At 67.0% G+C, this 20982-nt stretch carries 19 protein-coding genes; 14 read left to right on the top strand and 5 right to left on the bottom strand.

The window, feature by feature from the left end; all coding sequences use genetic code 11:
* Positions 1-1193: acetyl-CoA synthetase (locus tag ETD85_RS25675; protein ID WP_138692343.1), on the bottom strand; the 1193-nt coding region annotated here is incomplete at its 3' end.
* A gap of 284 nt (positions 1194-1477) precedes the next feature.
* On the opposite strand from ETD85_RS25675, the gene ETD85_RS25670 reads away from it, so the two are divergent.
* The 7 genes from ETD85_RS25670 (at position 1478) to ETD85_RS25640 (ending at position 12325) form a co-directional block, all read left to right on the top strand.
* Positions 1478-2599 carry a trypsin-like serine peptidase gene (locus tag ETD85_RS25670; protein ID WP_138692342.1) on the top strand — a complete coding sequence of 374 codons (1122 nt, stop codon included), beginning with the start codon at positions 1478-1480 and terminating at the stop codon, positions 2597-2599.
* A 344-nt stretch (positions 2600-2943) separates the two neighbouring features.
* A complete protein-coding gene (locus tag ETD85_RS25665) occupies positions 2944-4128 on the top strand; it encodes a trypsin-like serine peptidase (RefSeq protein WP_138692341.1) in 1185 nt (394 codons plus the stop codon).
* 198 nt (positions 4129-4326) lie between these two features.
* Complete coding sequence (locus ETD85_RS25660) at positions 4327-5490, top strand: trypsin-like serine peptidase (protein ID WP_138692340.1); 1164 nt, start codon at positions 4327-4329, stop codon at positions 5488-5490.
* 114 nt (positions 5491-5604) lie between these two features.
* On the top strand, positions 5605-6090 hold the full coding sequence (locus ETD85_RS25655; RefSeq protein WP_138692339.1) for a transposase: 486 nt from the start codon (positions 5605-5607) through the stop codon (positions 6088-6090).
* A gap of 890 nt (positions 6091-6980) precedes the next feature.
* On the top strand, positions 6981-8585 hold the full coding sequence (locus ETD85_RS25650) for a trypsin-like serine peptidase (protein ID WP_138692338.1): 1605 nt from the start codon (positions 6981-6983) through the stop codon (positions 8583-8585).
* Between the two features lie 433 nt (positions 8586-9018).
* On the top strand, positions 9019-10611 hold the full coding sequence (locus ETD85_RS25645; RefSeq protein ID WP_138692337.1) for a trypsin-like serine peptidase: 1593 nt from the start codon (positions 9019-9021) through the stop codon (positions 10609-10611).
* Positions 10612-10783: 172 nt separating this feature from the next.
* The gene (locus ETD85_RS25640; RefSeq protein WP_138692336.1) at positions 10784-12325 is read left to right on the top strand and encodes a trypsin-like serine peptidase; all 1542 of its coding nucleotides are present in this window, start codon (positions 10784-10786) and stop codon (positions 12323-12325) included.
* Between the two features lie 55 nt (positions 12326-12380).
* Here ETD85_RS25640 and ETD85_RS25635 read toward each other — a convergent pair whose 3' ends face one another.
* Positions 12381-13739, bottom strand: coding sequence for an NsdA family TPR-like regulatory protein (locus ETD85_RS25635; protein WP_138692335.1), 1359 nt, complete (start codon positions 13737-13739; stop codon positions 12381-12383).
* Positions 13740-14008: 269 nt separating this feature from the next.
* On the bottom strand, positions 14009-15211 hold the full coding sequence (locus ETD85_RS25630) for an NAD(P)-dependent malic enzyme (protein ID WP_138692334.1): 1203 nt from the start codon (positions 15209-15211) through the stop codon (positions 14009-14011).
* A gap of 280 nt (positions 15212-15491) precedes the next feature.
* Here ETD85_RS25630 and ETD85_RS25625 point away from each other — a divergent pair, with 280 nt between their 5' ends.
* The 4 genes from ETD85_RS25625 (at position 15492) to ETD85_RS25610 (ending at position 18404) form a co-directional block, all read left to right on the top strand.
* Positions 15492-16346 carry an ABC transporter substrate-binding protein gene (locus tag ETD85_RS25625; RefSeq protein ID WP_138692333.1) on the top strand — a complete coding sequence of 285 codons (855 nt, stop codon included), beginning with the start codon at positions 15492-15494 and terminating at the stop codon, positions 16344-16346.
* A 3-nt stretch (positions 16347-16349) separates the two neighbouring features.
* Positions 16350-17177: an amino acid ABC transporter permease gene (locus tag ETD85_RS25620; RefSeq protein ID WP_138692332.1), complete on the top strand. Its 828-nt coding sequence runs from the start codon at positions 16350-16352 to the stop codon at positions 17175-17177.
* A complete protein-coding gene (locus ETD85_RS25615; protein ID WP_138692331.1) occupies positions 17174-17917 on the top strand; it encodes an amino acid ABC transporter ATP-binding protein in 744 nt (247 codons plus the stop codon). Before ETD85_RS25620 ends, ETD85_RS25615 begins: the two co-directional genes overlap by 4 nt.
* A 61-nt stretch (positions 17918-17978) precedes the next feature.
* A complete protein-coding gene (locus ETD85_RS25610; RefSeq protein WP_138692330.1) occupies positions 17979-18404 on the top strand; it encodes a CGNR zinc finger domain-containing protein in 426 nt (141 codons plus the stop codon).
* Here the strand turns inward: ETD85_RS25610 and ETD85_RS25605 are convergent.
* Positions 18374-18730, bottom strand: a complete 357-nt coding sequence (locus ETD85_RS25605) for a S24 family peptidase (RefSeq protein ID WP_276617280.1) — start codon at positions 18728-18730, stop codon at positions 18374-18376. The two genes, ETD85_RS25610 and ETD85_RS25605, sit on opposite strands and share 31 nt — an antisense overlap.
* Before the next feature lie 30 nt (positions 18731-18760).
* Between ETD85_RS25605 and sodN the strand changes: the two genes are divergently transcribed.
* The 3 genes from sodN (at position 18761) to ETD85_RS25590 (ending at position 20559) form a co-directional block, all read left to right on the top strand.
* Positions 18761-19162, top strand: a complete 402-nt coding sequence (sodN, locus tag ETD85_RS25600) for a superoxide dismutase, Ni (protein WP_138692328.1) — start codon at positions 18761-18763, stop codon at positions 19160-19162.
* Positions 19163-19336: 174 nt separating this feature from the next.
* A complete protein-coding gene (locus tag ETD85_RS25595; RefSeq protein ID WP_138692327.1) occupies positions 19337-19762 on the top strand; it encodes an ATP-binding protein in 426 nt (141 codons plus the stop codon).
* A gap of 17 nt (positions 19763-19779) precedes the next feature.
* The gene (locus ETD85_RS25590; RefSeq protein WP_171074665.1) at positions 19780-20559 is read left to right on the top strand and encodes an RNA polymerase sigma factor SigF; all 780 of its coding nucleotides are present in this window, start codon (positions 19780-19782) and stop codon (positions 20557-20559) included.
* On the opposite strand, the gene ETD85_RS25585 is transcribed toward ETD85_RS25590, so the two are convergent.
* Complete coding sequence (locus ETD85_RS25585) at positions 20556-20939, bottom strand: hypothetical protein (RefSeq protein WP_138692326.1); 384 nt, start codon at positions 20937-20939, stop codon at positions 20556-20558. The genes ETD85_RS25590 and ETD85_RS25585 overlap by 4 nt on opposite strands.
* Between the last annotated feature and the right edge of the window lie 43 nt (positions 20940-20982).

The following is a 20982-nucleotide window of genomic DNA, read 5'->3' as shown; positions in this document are numbered from 1 at the left end:
AACACGGGCGCCGCTCCCCCCAACCGCCCCCCGGACTCGCTGGACCACACCGCATAGGTGTGCTTGGTCAGGTGCATCCCCACCCCGGTCACCAGCCCGTGCCCCGACTGCGCCCGCAGCAGCCCCGCCATGGTCGCCGTCGAGTGCAGGACGTAGTCACTGGCCGGCCCGCCCGCGTACGGCAACCCGCCGGTGACCGTGAGCCCGCGCCGGTCCAGCGGGTCGAGCCCGATCGCGTCGCACGCCTGCCGCAGCGCGATCGCGAAGCAGCTGTAGAGATCCAGCGCGTCCATGTCGCCCAGGCCCAGGCCGGCCCGGCGGAAGGCCGCCTCGGCCGCGCGGGCGATGCCCTCCGATGATCCGAGCTCGGGCCGTGCCGCCACCTCCCAGGTGTCCTCCGCGTACGCCCATCCCCGCAGGTACACCCGCTGCTCCGCGGGCACGCCGAGCCGGTCAGCCAGCCGCGTGCTGGCCAGGACGACGGCCGCCGCCTGGTCCACCTCCATCACGGCCACCGTGTTCCGCGTGTACGGCCAGCCGACGAACCGGTTGCCCTCGACGAGCTCCTCCGGCGTGCGGGCGGTCCTGCGCCACGCGTACGGGTTCGCGGCGGCCACCTCGGTCATCGGCGCCATCATCCGGCCCCGGTCGCGCATCTCCTCCTCGACCGTGAGCCCGAGCGCCGCCCGCCGCGCGGTCTCCATGATCGCGTAGGTGTGCACCGGCAGAAACAGCCCGTGCGCCAGCTCGGAGGGGTGCGGCGGGCGCTCCCACCCGTACGGGGGCTTGGGGTCGGCGGGGTGGCTCCACGGCACTCGCTCCCCCGCCAGCCGGTACGCCCTGCGCGTCGCCAGTGCCTCGGCCCCCGCGACCAGCGCCGAGTCCAGCTCGCCCGCCGCGATCCTGGTCGCCGCCGCGCCGATGAGCAGCTGCGGGGCCGTACCGCTCACTTTCGAGTACGCGCGGTGCCGCGGCGTGGCCCCCAGCCGCTCGGCCAGCCGGTCCACCGGGGAGTCGTACTGCCAGGAGTCGGTGTAGACGAGCTGGATCGAGTCGAGCAGGTCCACCGGGAGCCGCCCGTCGTCCGCGGCGGCCCGCCCCACCTGCTCCCACAGATCGAGCGGTTCGGGGCCCGGCTGCTCGCGAATGGTGCGTTGTGCGATGCCGATGAGGCAGGGGGTGCGAGGGTCCATGAATCCATCTAACCAGAACATCATTCGGTTGATAAGCAGAGACTTTTGATAATTACCGTTACCGCTGTTACTGAAGGCTATTCAACGACCCTCTGACCTGCACGGATGCCATTTCGTAATACATGCGATTTCGCTATTTCTATAACGGAATGGAACCGGCTCATGCTTTTTCACGTCGTTTCCTGGCCGCCCGGTCGCGCCTTTCATTAACGTTTCGAACGTTTTCCTGGCCCACCGGGGCGCAGTACCCCGCTCTGGGCCGCCGAGAACTTGAGAGGAGCTCCATGTATTCCCGAGCAAGGCGCATCGCGATCCCGCTGGCCGGCCTGGTGGCCATCGGTCTGGCGGCGGGAACGATCAGCGGCACCGCGGCGAGCGCGACGGCACCCTCAGACGTCGTCGCCAAGAGCGCTTCCACCCCCGCTGAGCAGGCGATCCAGTTCTGGACGCCGGACCGCATGAAACTGGCCTCCGACTACGACGACGGCCTCGACCTGTCCTCCAAGGGCGTCAAGGGCACCAACGACGCGCCTGACGGCCCCGCGGGATCCGTTCCGCCGATCGGCGAGGAGAAGACCAAGGCCACGAAGAGCAAGCACGTCAACCTGCCGAACACGGTCGGCCGCGTGTTCTTCACGCTCCCCAAGAAGGACCCGCGCGACCCGCGGAACTGGCGCTACTGCTCGGCGAGTTCCGTACAGGGCAAGTATCGCAATCTCGTGGCGACCACCGCCCACTGCGTGTACGACACCAGCAAAAACACCTTCTACGACAACTGGATCTTCATTCCGTCGTACTGGGACGGCAACAATGTGTGGGAGGGCAAGGCGCCCTACGGCATTTACGCCGCCAAGACGTTCAACGCGCACGACGACTTCGTGGTGAAGGAGGACTACGACTACGACTACGCGTTCGTCAACGTCTACAACGGCATCAAGGTCAAGTGGGAGAAGGTCAACGGCGTCTGGAAGTGGACCGTCAAGAACGCCGGCCGGCTGGGTGACAACGTCGGCGGTCAGGGCTTCACCTGGAACCGGAGCACCAAGCTCAACGTGTTCTCGTTCGGCTACCCGGCGGGCGAGCACCCCGACGGCGACAAGCCGTTCACCGGTCGCACGATGAAGTACTGCTACGGCAAGACCAAGCCGATGCCCGAGGCCCGGAAGTACAACCTGCAGGAGCACATCGGCTTCAAGTGCTCCTTCACCGCCGGAGCGAGCGGCGGACCCCTCATCTACAACTACAAGAGCGCGTCGCGCACCGGCTACCTGGTCGGCGTGAACAGCGTCGCGTGGGACACCGACGGCAACGACCGCTTCGACCACATCTCGTCGCCGTACTTCAACACCGACACCTACAAGGTCTACAAGGCCGCCGCCAACCGCTGGACCGGCAACATGCCGTGACGAGCGGGCACCCGAGGCCCCGGGTCCCATGGGATCCGGGGCCTTCCCTTGCCCATTTGGCCCGTTCCATGAGATGACGGCGACGTGGCGTACGCCACTGACGGTGTCGAATGCCCGCGCGGGAAAGAACAGAATTGAACTCCCGCGGACCAGTCGTGATCATGCCCTCGACCTGCCGAGACGAAGATCATTTATGATCATTAAGAGGTATCTGGAAGGAGTGTCTGATGCCCTGCTTATAGTTCACTGTGCACCCTTGATCAGGTAACGAATCTCTATCCTGGCTGCAATACGGTCTGTACATCTGGAAAAATCCACCCTTACGACCCCAAGAAAGGCATTTCATGATCCCCCGGGCCAGGCACTTGGTGGCGGCTGCGCTCAGCAGCGCGCTGCTGATCCTGCCTGCCTGGACAGGGGTCGCGAACGCCACGACGACCGCCACGACGACCGCCGGGTCGGCCGCCACGACCACCACCGGGTCGGCCACCGCTGCCGCCAGCAAGGTCTATGCCGTCCCGCTGGCCAAGACCGCCGCGGACGTGAAGAAGGTCGCCGACTACTGGAAGCCCGACCGGCTCAAGCAGGCCGCCCCGGCCACACCCGGCGCCCAGGCCTCTTCGACGCCCTCGTCCGCCGGCGGCGCCGCCGGTCCCGGCGCTCCTGTCACCTCCGCCGCCTCCGCGGCCTCCGCGGCCTCCGTCGCCGCCGCGGCCAAGCGCACGGCGGCGCAGATCGCGGCGCCCGCGCTGCCACGCAAGGGCAGGATCGCCAAGACGATAGGCAAGGTCTTCTTCCGGTTCGGGGACAAGGAGTACTGGTGCTCCGCCAGTGCGGTCACGGCCAGGAACCGCAGCGTGGTCGCCACGGCGGGGCACTGCGCGTACGACCCGCGGCAGGCCAAGGCAGCCGAATACTGGATCTTCGTCCCCAACCCCGGCGAGAACGGCGAGACGCCCGACGGCATCTACGTGGGCGCGGCGATCAGCATGCACGAGGACTGGTCGGGCAAGGGCGACTACGACTACGACTACGCGTTCGTGACCGTGCACCGCGGCTTCGTCTGGACCCCCAAGGACGGCTCGTACGTCATGCAGGACGTCGGCAGGCTCCAGGACAACGTGGGCGGCCAGGGGCTGGAGCTGAACAGGAAGCCGGGCACCTACACCGTGTCCGCCTGGGGCTACCCGGCGGGCGCGCAGCCCGACGGCTCCCACCCGTTCGACGGCAAGAAGCTGTGGCTGTGCGAGGAGGGCGCCACCCGCTGGACCGTGGCCCCCAGCCTCGACCTGCAGAAGGGCGTCCAGCTCATGGCCTGCGACTTCAGTCCGGGCGCGAGCGGCGGCCCGTGGCTGATCGGCTACGACCAGACCCGCAAGCTCGGCAGCCTGAACGGTGTCAACAGCCTGACCTGGAACAGGGACGCCAAGGGCTGGTACGACGCGGTGTCTTCGCCGTACTTTGACACGACGACCGGAGACGTCTACAAACGCGCCGCCGCACAAACCACTCCGGCAAATGTGACGTAAGTCATAGCAACCAGTTGATCACTGCACGTGATCAGCAAAAACCCTCATCTCGGGACGGTCACGACGAGGGTTTGGAACGTTGACATGATCTACCGAAAATTCACATGACCAGAGTCAACGCTGTAGGTTCCGGGCTGTCCGTTTGCTGAGTTTTGGGGGTGCACGAGGCGCCTCATGTCAGCGCAACCTGGAGTTACCTTGAAGCGAATCCTTCTTCCCGTCGGCGGCGCCGTACTCGCCACCGGACTGCTCGCCGCAGGTCTGTCCGGCACCGCGCAGGCCGATGGGGATGTCTCGAACGACCCCATGGCCCGCAACACGTCCGAGGCCGCGTCCGTCGCCTCCTTCTGGCTCGCGTCGAACGGTGCGGCCCTCCGCTCCGCGACGCAGTACACCTGGGACTCGAAGGAAGTCAGAAAGGTCGTCTCCAAGGGCGGCTACAGCCCCGACGGCTCGCCTGGCACCACGGCCCCCACCGGCGCGTCCAAGTCCACCGGCAGCGCCCAGAACGTGAACCTGCCCAAGACCATCGGCAAGGTCTTCTTCGTCGACGGCTCCGGCAAGTTCCGCTGGTGCTCGGCCACCTCGGTCCAGTCGAACTACCGCAACCTGGTCGCCACCGCGGGCCACTGTGTCTACGACACGGACAGCAACTCCGCGACCCTGGACAACTGGGTCTTCGTGCCCGGCTACTACCAGGGCAAGGCGCCGTGGGGCATCTACGTGGGCAAGCAGGCCTTCACCCACTACGACTTCGACACCTACGAGGACTACGACCGCGACTACGCGTTCGTCACCGTCTACAACGGCATCCAGTTCAACGGTGTCAAGCAGGTGGACCGCAAGGACTACGGGCGCTTCACCGGCCCGAAGCGCTCCTGGGGCGGTCACTACTACATCCTGCTGTCGAAGGACGCGGGCCGCCTGGGCGACAATGTCGGCGGGCAGGGCTTCTCCTGGAACCAGCCCACCGGCAAGTACGTGCGCGCCTTCGGTTACCCGGCCGCCCCGCACCCCGACGGCAACAAGCCGTACAGCGGTGTGACGCCGAAGACCTGCTACGGCAAGACCACCTCCAAGGCCGTCGGCGCCTCCTGGCTCAAGATCGAGGAGCACATCGGCCTCAAGTGCGCCGTGACCCCCGGCTACGACGGCGGTCCCTGGCTCCTGAACTACAGCAACGGCAAGCGCCTCGGCTACGTGAACGGTGTGACGAGCACGTTCGCGGACCAGGACGGCAACGACCGGATCGACTACATCACCTCGCCGTACTTCGACGGTGAGACGGCGTCGGTGTACAACGCCGCCAAGAACGTGTGGTCGGGCAAGATCGTCGGCCCGAACGGCGAGCTGTACAAGTAAGCCCTACCAGGGGAAAGCGAGGGCCTCGGAGTCACGAGGCCCTCGCTTTGTCATTTCATGTAGATCTTTATTTAATCCACTGACACTCAGCATTTACGTCGTCACGATGGGCGCATGCGTCCTGGCGACCTCACGAACGCCGAGTGGAAGCGGCTGGCGCCGCTGCTCCCCACGGGCGACCCGCACGAAGACCTGCGGGACGACCACCGCACGGTGATCAACGGAGTCCTCCACCAGGCCCGCACCGGCTCCCGATGGCGCCACCTGCCGCCCCGCTACGGCTGCTGGGTGAGCGTCTACAAGCGGCACCGCCGCTGGACGGCCGACGGGACCTGGCAGCGCCTCCTGACCGCGATCCGCACGGCCGACGACACCGCCCCGGATCCCACCTCCGCGAGTCCGGACATCCCTCCGCCCGTCTGGCACAAGGACGGCACCGCAGGCGACCCGGTCCTGGCCATCCTCCGCGCCCACCTGGCCCAGACCAGCGGACAACCGAGCAGCAGACAGCCGACTGGCGGACAGCCGACCAGCGGACAGCAGAGCAGCAGACAGCCGGGCAGCAGAAGACAGACCGGCGAGCAGCAGACCGGCGGGTAGCCCCCCGACCGGCAACTTCCGCCCCAGCCACCGGCCATTGCCTGCTTTCCGCGCACCGTCATCTGTTTGCGGGTGGCGGCATACCGGTAGGCGCGGTGCCCGAAATCCCGCGCGACGGCGGCGAGACCGCGATCCTCCCCCGCTTCCGATCGCTCACCTCCGACGACATCACGGGGAAACAACCTGGCGAAGTCGTCACCGAGGCCGATCGCGAAGCGGAGGAGCCGATCAGCCGACGACTGCGCGCACCGCTGGACGCCCCCGTGGCCGGCGAGGAGGCCACCGCGGCCGACCCGACCCTCCTCCACGCGCTGCGCGGTGCACCGGCCGCTAGGACCCATGTGGCGACGGCGGCCCCCCTGGTGCGGCCGGCGTTGCGCTTCGCCCCGGGCGGCAACCCCGTACAGCCCGGCCGACGGCGGCGGCAGCGGGTTTCTCAACGCCGCGGACACGGCCATCTGGCGCACCGCGCGAGGGCTTCTCACCCCCTGAAACCCCGTCACAAGGGCGTCGAACCTGAGAAGTCTGAACGCCATCGACCGGTTTCTGAAGATCACCTGGCAAGATCGGGCGAACTTAGACGGGACAGGTTCCAATCTGGTTCCTGTGATCTGAGTCACGTTTCGTCAACTACGGTATGTGTCGAGGCCCTAACGACACTTTCGTACCGTCAGAAATAACCCCCGCATACCCTGCGCAAACGTGATCCCGTCGTCACGATCAGCAAAGGTCTCTGACAGATAACAGGAAGGTAACGGCGGTCGGGGTGCCTTCCGGATCGCTCAGACCGGGTTCCACCTGCGGAGATCGCCACGCTATGTTCCTTGCTATCCCTTTACTGACGCATGGGACGCATGTTGCGACCCACGACAGAGCAAGGAGCAGTTCCCTTGAAGCGCATCCTCATCCCCGCCGGTGGCGCCCTCCTGGCCACCGGCCTCCTGGCCGCCGGCCTCGCCGGTACGGCCTCGGCCGACAGCGACGTCGCCACTGACAAGCTGGCGACGAGCGCGGCCAACGCGAAGGCCATCGCCGACTTCTGGGCGGAGAACAACGGTGCTGCCCTCAAGGCCGCCACCGAGTCCAACGTCTGGGACAAGGCTGACGTCGCCAAGCTGCAGAGCAAGGGCGGCGCCACCACGGACACCAAGCCGGGCTCCACCGCCCCCATTGGCGAGGAGAAGAAGACCTCCGCCAAGACGCAGAACGTCAACATGCCGAAGACCATCGGCAAGGTGTTCTTCGTCAACAGCAAGGGCGAGAAGAAGTGGTGCTCCGCCACTTCGATCCAGTCGCAGTACCGCAACCTGGTCGCCACGGCCGGTCACTGCGTGTACGACACGGCCGCCAACACCGATGTCGTGGGCAAGTGGGTCTTCGTCCCGGGTTACTACCAGGGCAAGGCTCCCTGGGGCATCTACGTGGGCAAGCAGGCCTTCACGCACTACGACTTCGACGTGTACGAGGACTACGACCGCGACTACGCGTTCGTGACCGTTTACAACGGTGTCCAGGTCACCGGCAAGACCACCAAGGTCACGCCGAGCGAGTACAAGTCGCACATCGCCAAGGGCGGCGTCGGCTACGTCGAAGAGAAGACGATCACCAAGGAAGAGTTCGAGGCCGGCTACGACAAGTACGGCGAGGCTGGCCCGTACAAGTCGAAGGCTGTCGACCCCAAGGTCGAGACGGTCGCCAAGCCGGCGGACGTCACCAGCTCGAACGTCGACCAGTACATCAAGGGCGACGGCCCCACCAAGGGCGTCCAGCTCACTGGTGCCGAGGTCACGAAGTCGGCCTACACCGCGGCCGGCACCGGCTTCGACAACGGTGACAAGTTCGAGCGGCTGAGCGCCGAGGTCCCCATCTCCAAGGAGGACTACGAGGCTCTCAAGTCGGCCAAGGGCGACGGCAAGTTCCTCGGTGACGTTCGCGCCCAGCTGGGTGACGACAAGAAGACCGAGGTCGCCTGGTTCAAGACGCAGTTCTTCATCAAGAAGTGGATCAAGTCCACCGCTCAGATCAAGTACTGGGTCGAGGACTACTACGTCGTCGACATCTCCGGCAAGGACCTCGGCCGTCTCGGCGACAACGTCGGTGGCCAGGGCTTCGCCTGGAACCAGCCCACCGGCAAGTACGTCCGCGTGTTCGGCTACCCGGCCGCTCCTCACCCTGACGGCAACAAGGCCTACACCGGCGTCACGCCGAAGTGGTGCTACGGCAAGACCACGGCGAAGCTGGTCGGCTCGGCTGCCAAGAAGATCGAGGAGCACGTCGCCCTCAAGTGCGCCATGACCGAGGGTGCCGACGGTGGCCCGTGGCTGTACAAGTACAGCAACAGCAAGCGTCTCGGCTACGTGAACGGTGTCACCAGCACCTTCAACGACCAGGACGCCAACGGTCGCGTGGACTACATCTCCTCGCCGTACTTCGACGGCGAGACCAACACCGTCTACAAGGCCGCTGCGGCCTCGTGGTCCGGCAAGGTGGTCTAAGTAACGCATAGCGACCGGCTCTGAGCCGTTCGTATAACCGTTACAAGCGAAGGGCCCGGCATCCCGCCGGGCCCTTCCGCGTTCCCGCCCTTTTTGAAGGCGCTTGGACGCATGGGGCGCCCAGACGGTGCCATCAACTCGATGTGATCTGCATCACATTGCCGGATCGACCCGGATCAAGAGGACGTCCCCACCCCGCGAGCCCCACTGACAACTTCCTTATGTTGATCAGGGCAAACGGTCTAAAGGCGTGCTTCCCTCAACTCCTGCGCATCAGCCGTCTAAACATCACAGAACGATCACGCCCGTCTTGTCGCATCTTTTCCGACCAAAGCGGCTTCCTGTTTCCAAGATCGACACTGTATGTTCCTGGCTATCCCTTTACTGACGCATGGGACGCAAGAGGCGTTCCACGACAGCGCAAGGAGTTACCTTGAAGCGCATCCTCCTCCCCGCCGGTGGCGCCATTCTGGCCACCGGTCTCCTGGCCGCCGGCCTCGCCGGTACCGCTCAGGCTGACGACACCGTCGCGACCGACCCGCTGGCCAAGACCGCGGCGCAGGCTGCCGAGGTCCTGGACTTCTGGACCAAGTCCGACAACGCGGCGCTCAAGGGCGCTGTGGCGTTCAACCCCGACGCGCTCGAGGTTGACAAGATCTCCTCCGGTGGTGGCTATAGCGCGGACACCAAGCCGGGCTCCACCGCCCCCATCGGCGAGGAGAAGAAGACCACCGCCAAGGTTCAGAACGTGAACCTGCCGAAGACCATCGGCAAGGTTTTCTTCGAGGGCCGTGACGGCAAGCTGTACTGGTGCTCCGGCACCTCGATCCAGTCGCAGTACCGCAACCTGGTCGCCACGGCCGGTCACTGCGTGTACGACATCGCGGCTAACGACGAGGTCGTCTCCCGCTGGGTCTTCGTCCCCGGTTACTACCAGGGCAAGGCTCCTTGGGGCGTGTACGTGGGTAAGCAGGCCTTCACCCACTACGACTTCGACGTGTACGAGGACTTCGACCGCGACTACGCCTTCGTCACCGTCTACGACGGCATCGGCGGCGTGCTCAACAAGTCGACCAAGGTGACGCCGAGCGAGTACCGCGCTCACATCGCCAAGGGCGGCAAGGGCTACGTCAAGGAAACCGCGATCACCGACAAGGAGTTCGCGGAGGGCTACGCCAAGTACGGCGAGGCCGGCCCGTACAAGTCGAAGGCTGTCGACCCCAAGGTCGAGCACGTCGCCAAGCCGGCTGACGCTGCCGCGAAGATCGAGGACTACATCTCCACCGGTCTCAACGGCATCAAGCTGACGGGCGCCGAGGTCACCAAGGCGCAGTACGACGCTGCGACCTCTGGCCTCGACAACGGCCAGAAGTTCGAGCGGCTGAGCAAGGAAGTCCCCGTCTCCAAGGAGGACTTCGAGGCTCTCAAGTCCGCCAAGGGCGACGGCAAGTTCCTCGGTGAGGTTCGCGCCGAGGTCAAGAACGGCGTCGAGGTTGCTTGGTTCAAGCAGCAGTTCTTCGTCAAGACGTGGGTCAAGTCCACCGCTCAGATCAAGTACTGGGTCGAGGACTACTACGTCGTCGAGAGCGCCATCAAGAGCGTCGGTCGCCTCGGCGACAACGTTGGTGGCCAGGGCTTCGCCTGGAACCAGCCGACCGGCAAGTACGTCCGGACCTTCGGCTACCCCTACGGCCCGCACCTGGACGGCAACAAGCCGTTCACCGGTGTGACGCCGAAGTGGTGCTACGGCAAGACCGCCAAGAACGTGCTGCGCATCCCCTCCAAGAAGGTGGAAGAGCAGCTGTCGCTGAAGTGCACCGTGACCGCCGGTTACGACGGCGCGCCGTGGCTGTACAAGTACAGCAACAGCAAGCGTCTCGGCTACGTCAACGGTGTCACCAGCCTCATCGCTGACACCGACAGCAACAAGCGCTACGACACGATCACCTCGCCGTACTTCGACGGTGAGACTGCCGCGATCTACAAGGCCGCTGCGGCCGTGTGGTCCGGCAAGCTCATCCCGTAGTTCGCTCGGGTTCGGAACGACGACCTGGTCATCGTTCAGTAGCAGTACCAAGGGGCTCGGCAACCGCCGGGCCCCTTGGCCTTTCTGGCGACAAATCTGCGAATCCCCTTACCAGAGTGACTAAAGGGTCGATAGGGTCTTTACACCCTTTTTGACAACTGTGGAGCCTCCCGTGAAGCGCCTGCTCATCCCCCTCGCCGCCGCCGGCCTGAGCGCCGCCGCCATCGCCATGCCCGCCAATGCCGAGCCCCACTGGGCGACAGACAACCTGACGCCCAAGCCGGCCGACGCGTACGGCGCTGCCGCTTTCTGGCTGGACTCCAACGGAGCCGCCCTCCGGAAGGCCACGCAATACCGCCTGGACGCCAAGGACGTCCCGAAGCTGGTCACGTCCTCGGGCAAGGGCACCGCTGACGGCAAGCCCGGCATGACCGGCCCGACGACCGCGGCCAAGGCGGGTGCGTCCAAGAACGTCAACCTGCCCAAGACCATCGGCAAGGTCTTCTTCCTCGACCGCGCCGGTCACTACCGCTGGTGCTCGGCCACCTCCATCCAGTCCCGCAACCGCAACCTGGTCGCCACGGCCGGCCACTGCGTGTACGAGAACGGCAAGGACGTCTTCCAGAAGTGGGTCTTCGTCCCCGGCTACTACCAGGGCAAGGCTCCCTGGGGCGTCTACGTGGGCGCCTACGCCTTCACGGCCTACGACCTGGACACCTATGACGACTACGACGGCGACTACGCCTTCGTGGCGGTCCACAACGGCTTCTCGCTCACGACCAGCAAGGAGGTCGTCAAGAGCGAGTTCGGGCAGTGGGCCGGCGACAAGTGGGTCCAGCACGAAGAGATCAAGAAGGAAGAGTACGACGCCGGTTTCGCCAAGTACGGCGCCGCGGGCCCGTACTGGTCCAAGGACTTCGACGTCACCCCCGAGAAGGTCGGGCACAGCTACACCGGCCAGAAGGTGCTGACCAAGGTCGAGGTCTCCGAGGCCGACTACGCCAAGGCCCCCAAGGACACCGCCTCCGACGTCAACGGCGAGCAGTACGAGCAGGTCGGCCCGACGCCCATCAGCCAGGAGGAGTACAAGAAACTGGCGGACCTGAAGGGCGACGGAAAGTTCCTCGGCAAGCTCGACGTCACCAAGAACGCCAGTGGTGGCGAGACGGCCTGGTTCGAGACCCACTACTACATCAAGCAGTGGGTGAAGGCGGGCAAGACGATCCGCTACTTCCGTGACCACTACTTCATCGGCATCGCCAAGGACACCGGCCGCCTCGGCGACGTCGTCGGCGGCCAGGGCTTCGCCTGGAACCAGCCGCTGGGCCAGCAGGTGACCGTCTTCGGCTACCCGAGCGACCCCCACCCCGACGGCGACCGCCCCTACACCGGCGTCACCCCCAAGTGGTGCTCCGGCAAGACCGGCACGAAGTCGTACCAGGTCAACATGTTCAAGGTCGAGACCCACCAGGTGCTCAAGTGCTCCATGACCGGCGGCGCCGACGGCGGCCCCTGGCTCATGAAGTACAACAACGGCAAGCGCACCGGCTACGTCAACGGCGTGACCAGCATGTTCCACGACAACGACGGCAACGAGCGGATCGACTTCATCAGCTCGGCCATCTTCGACGGTGAGACGGCCGACGTGTACAACAAGGCCAACTACGCCGAGACGAAGAAGATCGTCGGCCCCAACGGCGAGCTGCTCAAGTAGGACGCATCACGCGGAACGGCCCCGGACGCCAACACGTCCGGGGCCGTTCGCTCGTTCACACGGCGGTGAGCTCCCGTGTGCGCTCGCGCAGCGCCCGCACCGGGCGCTCGTTCTTGTAGGGCTCCAGCCGCCGCCTGAGGTCGGCGGCGTAGGACCGCGAGCGGGCCGACTGGAGCTCGCTCGCGAGCGTCAGCGCGTTGGCGGCGGCCGCGCAGGCCTCCTCCAGCTCGCCGCACTCCAGCAGCCCGGCGGCCAGCAGCGACAGGTTGAACATCCGCCCGCGGACGAAGCGGGAGTCCATGTCGAGCGAGCGCCGCGCCTGGCGCACGGTGCGCTCGCCCTCCCCCAGGTCCCTGAAGCAGTGGGCGAACTTGGCCGACAGGTAGGCCTCGTCGAAGTAGCTGAGCCAGGTGGGCTCCTCGGCGGGCTTGCGGGCGTCGAAGGCGCGCTCGGCCTCGTGCAGGGCCGCGCCGCAGGATCGGGGGTCGCCCAGTCCGGCGTGCGCGTGGGCCTCCAGGACGTGCGCGGAGGCCAGCAGGGTGTGCACGCCGGCCCGGCGGGCCGCGAGCTGGGCGGACCTGGCCAGGTCGAGGGCGTGGGCCGCCTGGCCCATGTAGATGGCCTGGTGGGCCATGCCGGCCAGGATCTCCCCGCCCAGGGTGTGGTCGTCGGCTCCCCGGGCCAGGCGCAGTGCCTGGATCAGGTAGCGCTGGGCGAGGCCGTGCTGCTCCATGTCGTAGGCCATCCAGCCGGCCAGGCGGGTCAGCTCGGCCGCCGCGGAGGCCAGCTGCTTACCGGTGGCCTCGCCGTACGAGCCGTCCCTGAGCAGAGGGGAGACGGCGGTGTCGAGGTATTTGACCACGGACGAGCGGACCCGTCCGCTGCCGAACCGATTGTCGAGCTCCCCGAACGAGCGGGTGACCTCGTGGATGGCGGCGATGTCGGCGCGGCCCACCCGCCGCAGGCCGGTGCCGCTCAGGTGTCCCTCAGCAGGGGACGTCAACCAGCGTATGGCCCCTACGGAGCCTGCTCCTATCGCGAACGTCGAGTCGATCAGGAACCTGCGTCTTTCTACGTCGGCCCGCCACAGCGCCGTCACAGTCGCGACCCCCTCCTGCCACGTGTGCGTGAACTCCTGTCCGAGATCGAGGGGTGTGATGATGGCCGGCATCCCCAGGTCCTCTGAGGTCACCCGCCTGCCCAGCCGCAGCGCGAAGATCTCGGTGAGCAGGCAAGGCACCGGGTCACGCGGTCTCTGGCCTCCGATCCAGCGCAGCACTGAGCTGTGGTCGTACTTGAGGCCGGGTGTGCCACGTGCGGCGCCCAGATCGTTGAGGCGCCTGGCCAGTCCCTTGTGGGAAAACCCAGCCTCCGCGATGAGCTGCTGCAGCAGTCGATTAGGCTCGCGTTCCATCGCTCTCCTCGTCACAGGAGTCGGCGCCCACATCCTTACAGAGAGCTACTGTTATAGCACCTTGCGTAAAGGATTTATGGAAGTTCCCAAAGCTCACCCGGACTCCATCCAGCCCCGCCCGACCAGAGCGGCACCCATTACCTCCTGGACGGCCAGCACACCTACCCGCGAGCAGGGTGCGTAATCCGAGAGCCACTCCGACCTGGAACGGGCCGCAAAAAGGGGTGAGCGAGGGCCGAAAGCCCTCGCTCACAGGTGAAACAGCGGGATCAGGCGCGGGCGACGCCGTCGGCGCGGGCCTGGGCGGCCACGGCGGCCGTCACCGCGGGCGCGACGCGGTCGTCGAACGGGCTCGGGATGACGTACGTCGCCGTCACCTCGTCGCCCACGACGGCCGCCAGCGCGTTCGCCGCGGCGACCTTCATGTTCTCGGTGATCGTGCTGGCCCGCACGTCCAGGGCGCCCCTGAAGACGCCGGGGAAGGCCAGCACATTGTTGATCTGGTTGGGGAAGTCGGAGCGCCCGGTGGCCACGACCCTGGCGTGCCTGGCGGCCACCTCGGGGTGGACCTCGGGCGTCGGGTTGGACAGGGCGAACACGATCGCGTCAGCTGCCATGGACGCGATGGCCTGCTCGGAGACGGTCGATCCGGACAGCCCGACGAACACGTCGGCGCCCGCCAGGGCCTCCTCCGTCGAGCCGGTGTGGCCGGCGCGGTTGGTGTCGCGGGCCAGCGCCTGCTTGACCGGGTTGAGGTCCTCCCGGCCCGCGTGGATCATGCCCTTGGAGTCGGAGACCGCGATGTCGCCGATGCCCGCCTCCAGGAGGATGCGGGTGACCGCGACGCCGGAGGCGCCCGCGCCGGCCACGACCGCGCGCAGGTCGCCGAGCGAGCGGCCGGTCAGGCGGGCGGCGTTCTGGAGCGCGGCGAGCACGACGATGGCGGTGCCGTGCTGGTCGTCGTGGAAGACGGGGATGTCGAGCAGGTCGCGCAGGCGGTCCTCGACCTCGAAGCAGCGCGGGGCGCTGATGTCCTCGAGGTTGATGCCGCCGAACGACGGCGCGAGTCGCACGACGGTCTCGACGAGGGCGTCCACGTCGGTGCAGTCGAGGCAGATGGGGACGGCGTCGACGTTCGCGAACTCCTTGAACAGCAGCGCCTTGCCCTCCATGACCGGCATGGCCGCGGAGGGGCCGATGTCGCCCAGTCCGAGCACGGCGGTACCGTCGGAGACGACGGCGACCACGTTGGAGACCCAGGTGTAGTCGTTGACCAGCGAGGGGGTGTCGGCGATGGCGGTGCAGACCCGGGCGACCCCCGGCGTGTACGCGAGCGCCAGATCGTCCGCGTCGCGGACGGGAACGGTGGAGCGGACCTCGAGCTTGCCGCCGCGATGGAGGGCGAAGGCCGGATCGAGATCGAACGTCTCGGCGGAAGCGGAAGCGGATGCAGAAGCGGGCGTGGCAGCCACAGCGACCCCTGTAATCATTGGAAGCGGAAGAAACTTCAGCGGACGTGCGCGAGTGGGCTGGCTTCTGTAGCTGCCAGGATCCCCTCGTCGAGCGTCTCGGAGGGGGTACGGGGGTCACCCGTCTCCCCATAGTGCCACATGCTGAGATGGTGTTCGGTGTCGGAGCCGACGCCGTTCTGTTGACGCATCGTTAAATGCATGGTGACCGAGCGCGGCAAAGCCCCACTTAAACTGCACAAAACGCAAGTTTCGTGGCATTTCACTTCCGAGGAGGCCGTACATGGCCCTCAGTCCCCTGAGCCGCCGCGGCTACGCCGCCGGCGCGCTCGTCTTCGCCGCTGCTCTCACGCTGACCGCGTGCGGCAGTGAGTCCGGCACGGGCTCCGGCACGACCAGTGCCAGCGCCTCCGCGGCCGGCGGCGCTCAGCTCGTCCAGCCCGGCAAGCTCACCGTCTGCACCAACATCCCGTACGAGCCGTTCCAGTTCAAGGACGCGAGCGGCAAGATCGTCGGGTTCGACGTGGACATCGTCGACCTCGCCGCGAAGAAGCTGGGCGTGACCCAGGAGATCGTGGACATCGACTTCGCGGTGATCAAGAGCGGCGCGGCCATGGCCGCCAAGAAGTGCGACGTGGCCGCCGCCGGCATGACGATCACGCCGGACCGGCAGAAGAACATCGACTTCTCCGTCCCCTACTTCGACGCCACCCAGGCGCTGCTGGCCAAGAAGGGCACGGGCGCGGCGTCGCTGGCCGACGTCAAGGCCAAGGGCCTCAAGCTGGGCGCCCAGGCCAGCACCACGGGCCTGGAGTACGTCAAGAAGCAGGGCTTCGACCCGACCGAGTACGCCGACTCGGCCAAGGAACTGCTCGCTCTCCAGGCGGGCCAGGCCGACGTGATCGTCCAGGACCTGCCCGTCGTGCTCACCTGGCTGAAGAAGCCGGAGGTGGCCGAGAAGTTCGAGCTGATCGGCAGCCTCGACACCGGCGAGCAGTACGGGATCGGCCTGAAGAAGGGCGCCGACCCGGTCCTGCTCAAGACGATCAACGATGAGATCGCCAAGGCCAAGCAGGACGGCACCTACGAGCAGATCTTCGTGAAGTGGTTCGGTAAGAAGCCCGGCGAGCTGGGCTGATCCATGGCCGACCAGCCGAAGACGGCTGAGCCTGCGCGCGCCAGGCTCAGCCCCCGGAAAAAGCAGCAGTACAGCCGTGGTGCCCAGTACGTCGTGCTGGTCGCCGTGCTCGTCCTCGTCGTGCTGTACGCCGACTGGGGCAACCTGGCGCAGAACTTCGCCAAGATCGACGTCGCGCGAGAGGCGCTGCCCGACCTGTTCACGATCGCGCTGCGGAACACGGTCATCTACACGGTCAGCGGGTTCGTCTTCTCGTTCGTGGTGGGCTTGGTGCTCGCCCTCATGCGGCTCTCGCCGGTGCGGCCGTACCGGTGGATCGCGATCGTCTACATCGAGATCTTCCGCGGCCTCCCGGCGCTGCTGATCTTCATCATGATCACGTTCCTGCCGATCGCGCTGCCCGGCTTCCAGGTGCCCTTCGGCACGTACGGCCAGGTCGCGCTCGGTCTCGGCGTGATCGGCGCGGCCTACCAGGCCGAGGTCTTCCGCGCCGGTCTGCAGGCCGTGCCCAAGGGACAGACCGAGGCGGCCAGGTCACTGGGCATGTCCGCCACCCGGGCCCAGGTCACCGTGGTGATCCCACAGGCCATCCGGATGGTCATCCCGCCGACCACGAACCAGTTCGTGGCCCTGCTCAAGGACTCCTCGCTGGTGCTGTTCCTCGGCGTGTCCAGCGAATATGTCGAGCTGGCGAAGTTCGGCAACGACCTGGCCTCCCAGTACGCCAACGCGACCCCCATCATGGTCGCGGGCGTGACGTACCTGATCGTCACCATCCCGCTGGGCTACCTCGCGTCCCGGCTGGAGCGGCGTAAGGGAAGGAACCCATGACCCACGCCATCGAGCTGAGAGACCTGCACAAGCACTTCGGCATGAACGAGGTGCTCAAGGGCATCGACCTGACGGTCGATCCCGGCCAGGTGGTCTGTGTCATCGGCCCGTCGGGCTCGGGCAAGTCCACGCTGCTGCGCTGCGTGAACCTGCTGGAGCAGCCCACCAAGGGCAAGGTGTTCGTCAAGGGGACCGAGCTCACCCACCCCGACGTGGACATCGACGCCGTCCGGCGGCACATCGGCATGGTCTTCCAGCAGTTCAACCTGTTCCCGCACATGACCGCGCTGCAGAACGTGATGATCGCCCAGCAGCGGGTGCTCAGGCGCGGCAAGCGGGAGGCCGAGATCGTCGCCAGGGAGAACCTGGAGAAGGTCGGCGTCGGCGAGAAGTGCGACGCCCTGCCCGGCCAGCTCTCCGGCGGGCAGCAGCAGCGGGTGGCGATCGCCAGGGCACTGGCCATGAACCCGGACCTGATGCTGTTCGACGAGCCGACCTCGGCGCTCGACCCCGAGCTGGTCGGCGACGTGCTCACCGTCATGCGCAAGCTGGCGGAGGAGGGGATGACCATGCTGGTCGTCACCCACGAGATGGGCTTCGCCCGCGAGGTGGCGGACCGGGTGGTGTTCATGGACGGCGGCGTGATCGTCGAGGACGGCGTGCCCGCGCAGGTCATCGGGGATCCGCAGCAGGAACGCACGCGCACGTTCCTGCACCGCGTGCTGCACCCGGAGGGCTGACACCCACGGCCGAGGAAGGCGGGGCGCCACGGCGCCTCGCCTTCTCGTGTAATACTCCGGCATGGACCTGACCTCTTACGCCGAATGGGCGGTCCGGCTGGCCAACGATCCGGACCCGCCGCCCGAGCTGCGGCCGCTGCGCGACGAGCTGGCCGCCGTGTTCGACGCCGCCGGCGACCACCGGGACGTGGTCGAGCGGCTCAACGCCCTGCTCGTGCGCTACCCCGTACGCCCCCAGCTGTCCGACCACGACGGCAGCGGCTGGCACCTGCACCTCGCGGAGGACTACGGCGCGGGCGCCGTGATGGGCCTGGCCGCGGCGGTGGCGGAGCTGGGCGTGGACCGGCTCGGCCGCTGCCAGGAGCCGCACTGCGAGCGGGCCTTCCTCGACACCTCCTCCAACCGCTCGCGCCGCTACTGCTCGGCCAGGTGCGCCAGCAGGGCCAACGTGGCCGCCTATCGCGCCCGTCTCAAGAGCGGCCAGTAGCGCAGCACCACCCTGCCGACGATCTCGTCGACCGGGCCGAAGTCCCAGCTGTCGCGCCGCCCGCCGGCCCGCTGGTTGTCGCTCTCCAGCCACCAGCCGTCCGCGCCGTGCCACTGCGCCCGTTTCACGATGAGCTGGCCGGGGTCGCCGGGAAGGCGGGCCACGACGAGGTCGCCTGGATGGACGGCGGCCCCCCGGCGGACGAGGAGCCAGTCGCCGGGAAGCAGCGCTGGACGCATGGAATCGCCTTCGACACGCACTCTCATGGGCTGTGACCCCCTACTCCGCAGGTGTTCTGGACCCGAGTAAGGTCGGTTGTGGACCAAGCTGATTCAGCATCAAGGAAGGACTTTCTGATGCTCGCACGACTGCTACGACCCAAGCATGTCGCTTCCGCGCACTGTGACCTGCCCTGTGGCGTCTACGACCCCGCTCAGGCCCGCATCGAGGCCGAGTCGGTCAAGGCGATCATGGAGAAGTACGCCGGCAACGAGGACCCGGTCTTCCGCGCCCGCGCGCTGTCGATCAAGGAAGACCGCGCCGAGCTCGTCAAGCACCACCTCTGGGTGCTCTGGACCGACTACTTCAAGCCGCCGCACCTGGAGCAGTACCCTCAGCTTCACCAGCTCTTCTGGGACGCCACAAAGCTCGCGGGCGCCGCCGGCGCCAAGGGCACCGTGGACGTCGCCAAGGCCGAGGACCTGCTGGGCAAGATCGACGAAATCTCCAAGATCTTCTGGGAGACCAAGGCCGCCTAAAACGGCACATAAGGCTCTGTGCGGTTGCAGGCCGCACAGAGCCTTTTCCGTTGATGGCGAGTCTGATTCGTCCAACCACCGCTCAGGGGCGGTAAGTTGCAGTTGGCGTCGGATACGGTGAGCCGCGTCCAGCGGTTCATCGCACGTAGCGTCCGCACGTAGGCGAGGAGGAACGTGACCGAGGAAACCGAGACGCGCGCCGAGGGCGTGGCAGGCATTCGCGACGTGGTGAGCATCAGGCTCCCAGCCGCGAGCGCCTACCTGTCCGTGCTGCGTACGGCCACCGCCGGGCTGGCGGCACGGCTGGACTTCACGCTCGACGAGATCGAGGATCTGCGGATCGCGGTCGACGAGGCGTGCGCCATGCTCCTGAGCGAGGCGGTGCCGGGCACCGATCTCACCGCCGAGTTCGAGCTGACCGGGCAGGAGATGCAGGTCAGGGTCGAGGTGACGACGGTCGGCAGCTCCGCTCCGAAGCGTGACGACTTCGCCTGGATGGTGCTGACCGCGCTGGCCGACGACGTCGACGCGGTGACCGGCTCCCCCGATCGCATGGCGATCGTCCTGCGTAAGCGTCGAGGCGCAGCGAGGCCGGCGTGACGGAAAGGACTGGAGCCATGGCCACCAGCGAACACGCGGTGCCCGACAGGGTGCGCGCTCGCATGCTCTTCGCCGAGCTGGCCGAGCTGGGCCCCGAGGAGCCGCGCCGCCAGCGCATCAGGGATGAGCTGGTCGAGCTTCACCTTCCGCTGGTCGAATACCTGGCGCGCCGCTTCCGCAACCGGGGCGAGTGGCTCGACGACCTCACCCAGGTCGCCACCATCGGGCTGATCAAGTCCATCGACCGCTTCGACCTCAACCGCGGCGTGGAGTTCTCCACCTATGCCACGCCCACCATCGTCGGCGAGATCAAGCGGCACTTCCGCGACAAGGGCTGGGCGGTGCGCGTGCCGCGCCGCCTGCAGGAGCTCAAGCTCTCGCTGACCAAGGCGATAAGCGATCTGTCGCAGCGCGAGGGCCGGGCCCCGACCGTGGCCGAGCTGGCCTCCTACCTGAAGATGACCGAGGAGGAGGTGCTCGAAGGACTCGAGTCGGCCAACGCCTACTCCACCGTCTCGCTCGACGCGCCCGACTCCGGTGACGACGACGCCCCCGCGGTGTCCGACTCGCTCGGCATCGTGGACGAGTCACTCGAAGGCGTCGAATACCGCGAGTCGCTCAAGCCGCTGCTCGAACGGCTGCCGCCGCGCGAGAAGCGCATCCTGCTGCTGCGGTTCTTCGGCAACATGACGCAGTCGCAGATCGCGACCGAGCTGGGCATCTCACAGATGCACGTCTCGCGCCTGCTCGCCCGCACGCTGGCCCAGCTGCGCGAGGGCCTGACCGCGGACGACTAGCCGTCGCCGTAGAGAGCGTGGGTGGTGGGAGGCGCCAGCAGGGTCACCAGCCCGGCCAGTGCTACCACGATCAGCGGGATCCCGAGCTGCGGCTGGTCCGACTGGATGAGCGTGACGGCGACGGGCAGCAGGAAGATCTGGGCCAGCACGGCCGGCGACCTCCCCCACCGCTCCATCTTGTACAGCCCGCCCCAGGCCACCCAGAGCAGCCCGGCGCCCACCAGCAGGCCGAACGCCGCCTCCGCCAGAGCGGTCGTGACCGCGTCGGGCGCGCCGGTCAGCGTCTCCACCGCGACGAAGGCGCCGAGCCCGAACGCCACCAGGCCCTCCAGGGCGACGACCACGGCGGCCAGGACCAGGGTGAGTGGACGATGGTTCACGCCCGTACCCTACCCGCGTCTCATGCCCGGCGGGGAAATAGGA

This window comes from Nonomuraea zeae (assembly GCF_005889725.1).
GTDB lineage: Bacteria > Actinomycetota > Actinomycetes > Streptosporangiales > Streptosporangiaceae > Nonomuraea > Nonomuraea zeae.
Note: the sequence above shows the minus strand (reverse complement) of the source record. Positions and strands in the feature narration are given on the sequence as shown.

Bases quoted from the DNA above. Each gene is read 5' to 3' on its own strand.
- ETD85_RS25670 (WP_138692342.1), top strand. From the start codon at position 1,478: ATGTATTCCCGAGCAAGGCGCATCGCGATCCCGCTGGCCGGCCTGGTG.
- ETD85_RS25665 (WP_138692341.1), top strand. From the start codon at position 2,944: ATGATCCCCCGGGCCAGGCACTTGGTGGCGGCTGCGCTCAGCAGCGCG.
- ETD85_RS25655 (WP_138692339.1), top strand. From the start codon at position 5,605: ATGCGTCCTGGCGACCTCACGAACGCCGAGTGGAAGCGGCTGGCGCCG.
- ETD85_RS25635 (WP_138692335.1), bottom strand. From the start codon at position 13,739: ATGGAACGCGAGCCTAATCGACTGCTGCAGCAGCTCATCGCGGAGGCT.
- ETD85_RS25625 (WP_138692333.1), top strand. From the start codon at position 15,492: ATGGCCCTCAGTCCCCTGAGCCGCCGCGGCTACGCCGCCGGCGCGCTC.
- ETD85_RS25620 (WP_138692332.1), top strand. From the start codon at position 16,350: ATGGCCGACCAGCCGAAGACGGCTGAGCCTGCGCGCGCCAGGCTCAGC.
- ETD85_RS25615 (WP_138692331.1), top strand. From the start codon at position 17,174: ATGACCCACGCCATCGAGCTGAGAGACCTGCACAAGCACTTCGGCATG.
- ETD85_RS25610 (WP_138692330.1), top strand. From the start codon at position 17,979: ATGGACCTGACCTCTTACGCCGAATGGGCGGTCCGGCTGGCCAACGAT.
- sodN (WP_138692328.1), top strand. From the start codon at position 18,761: ATGCTCGCACGACTGCTACGACCCAAGCATGTCGCTTCCGCGCACTGT.
- ETD85_RS25590 (WP_171074665.1), top strand. From the start codon at position 19,780: ATGGCCACCAGCGAACACGCGGTGCCCGACAGGGTGCGCGCTCGCATG.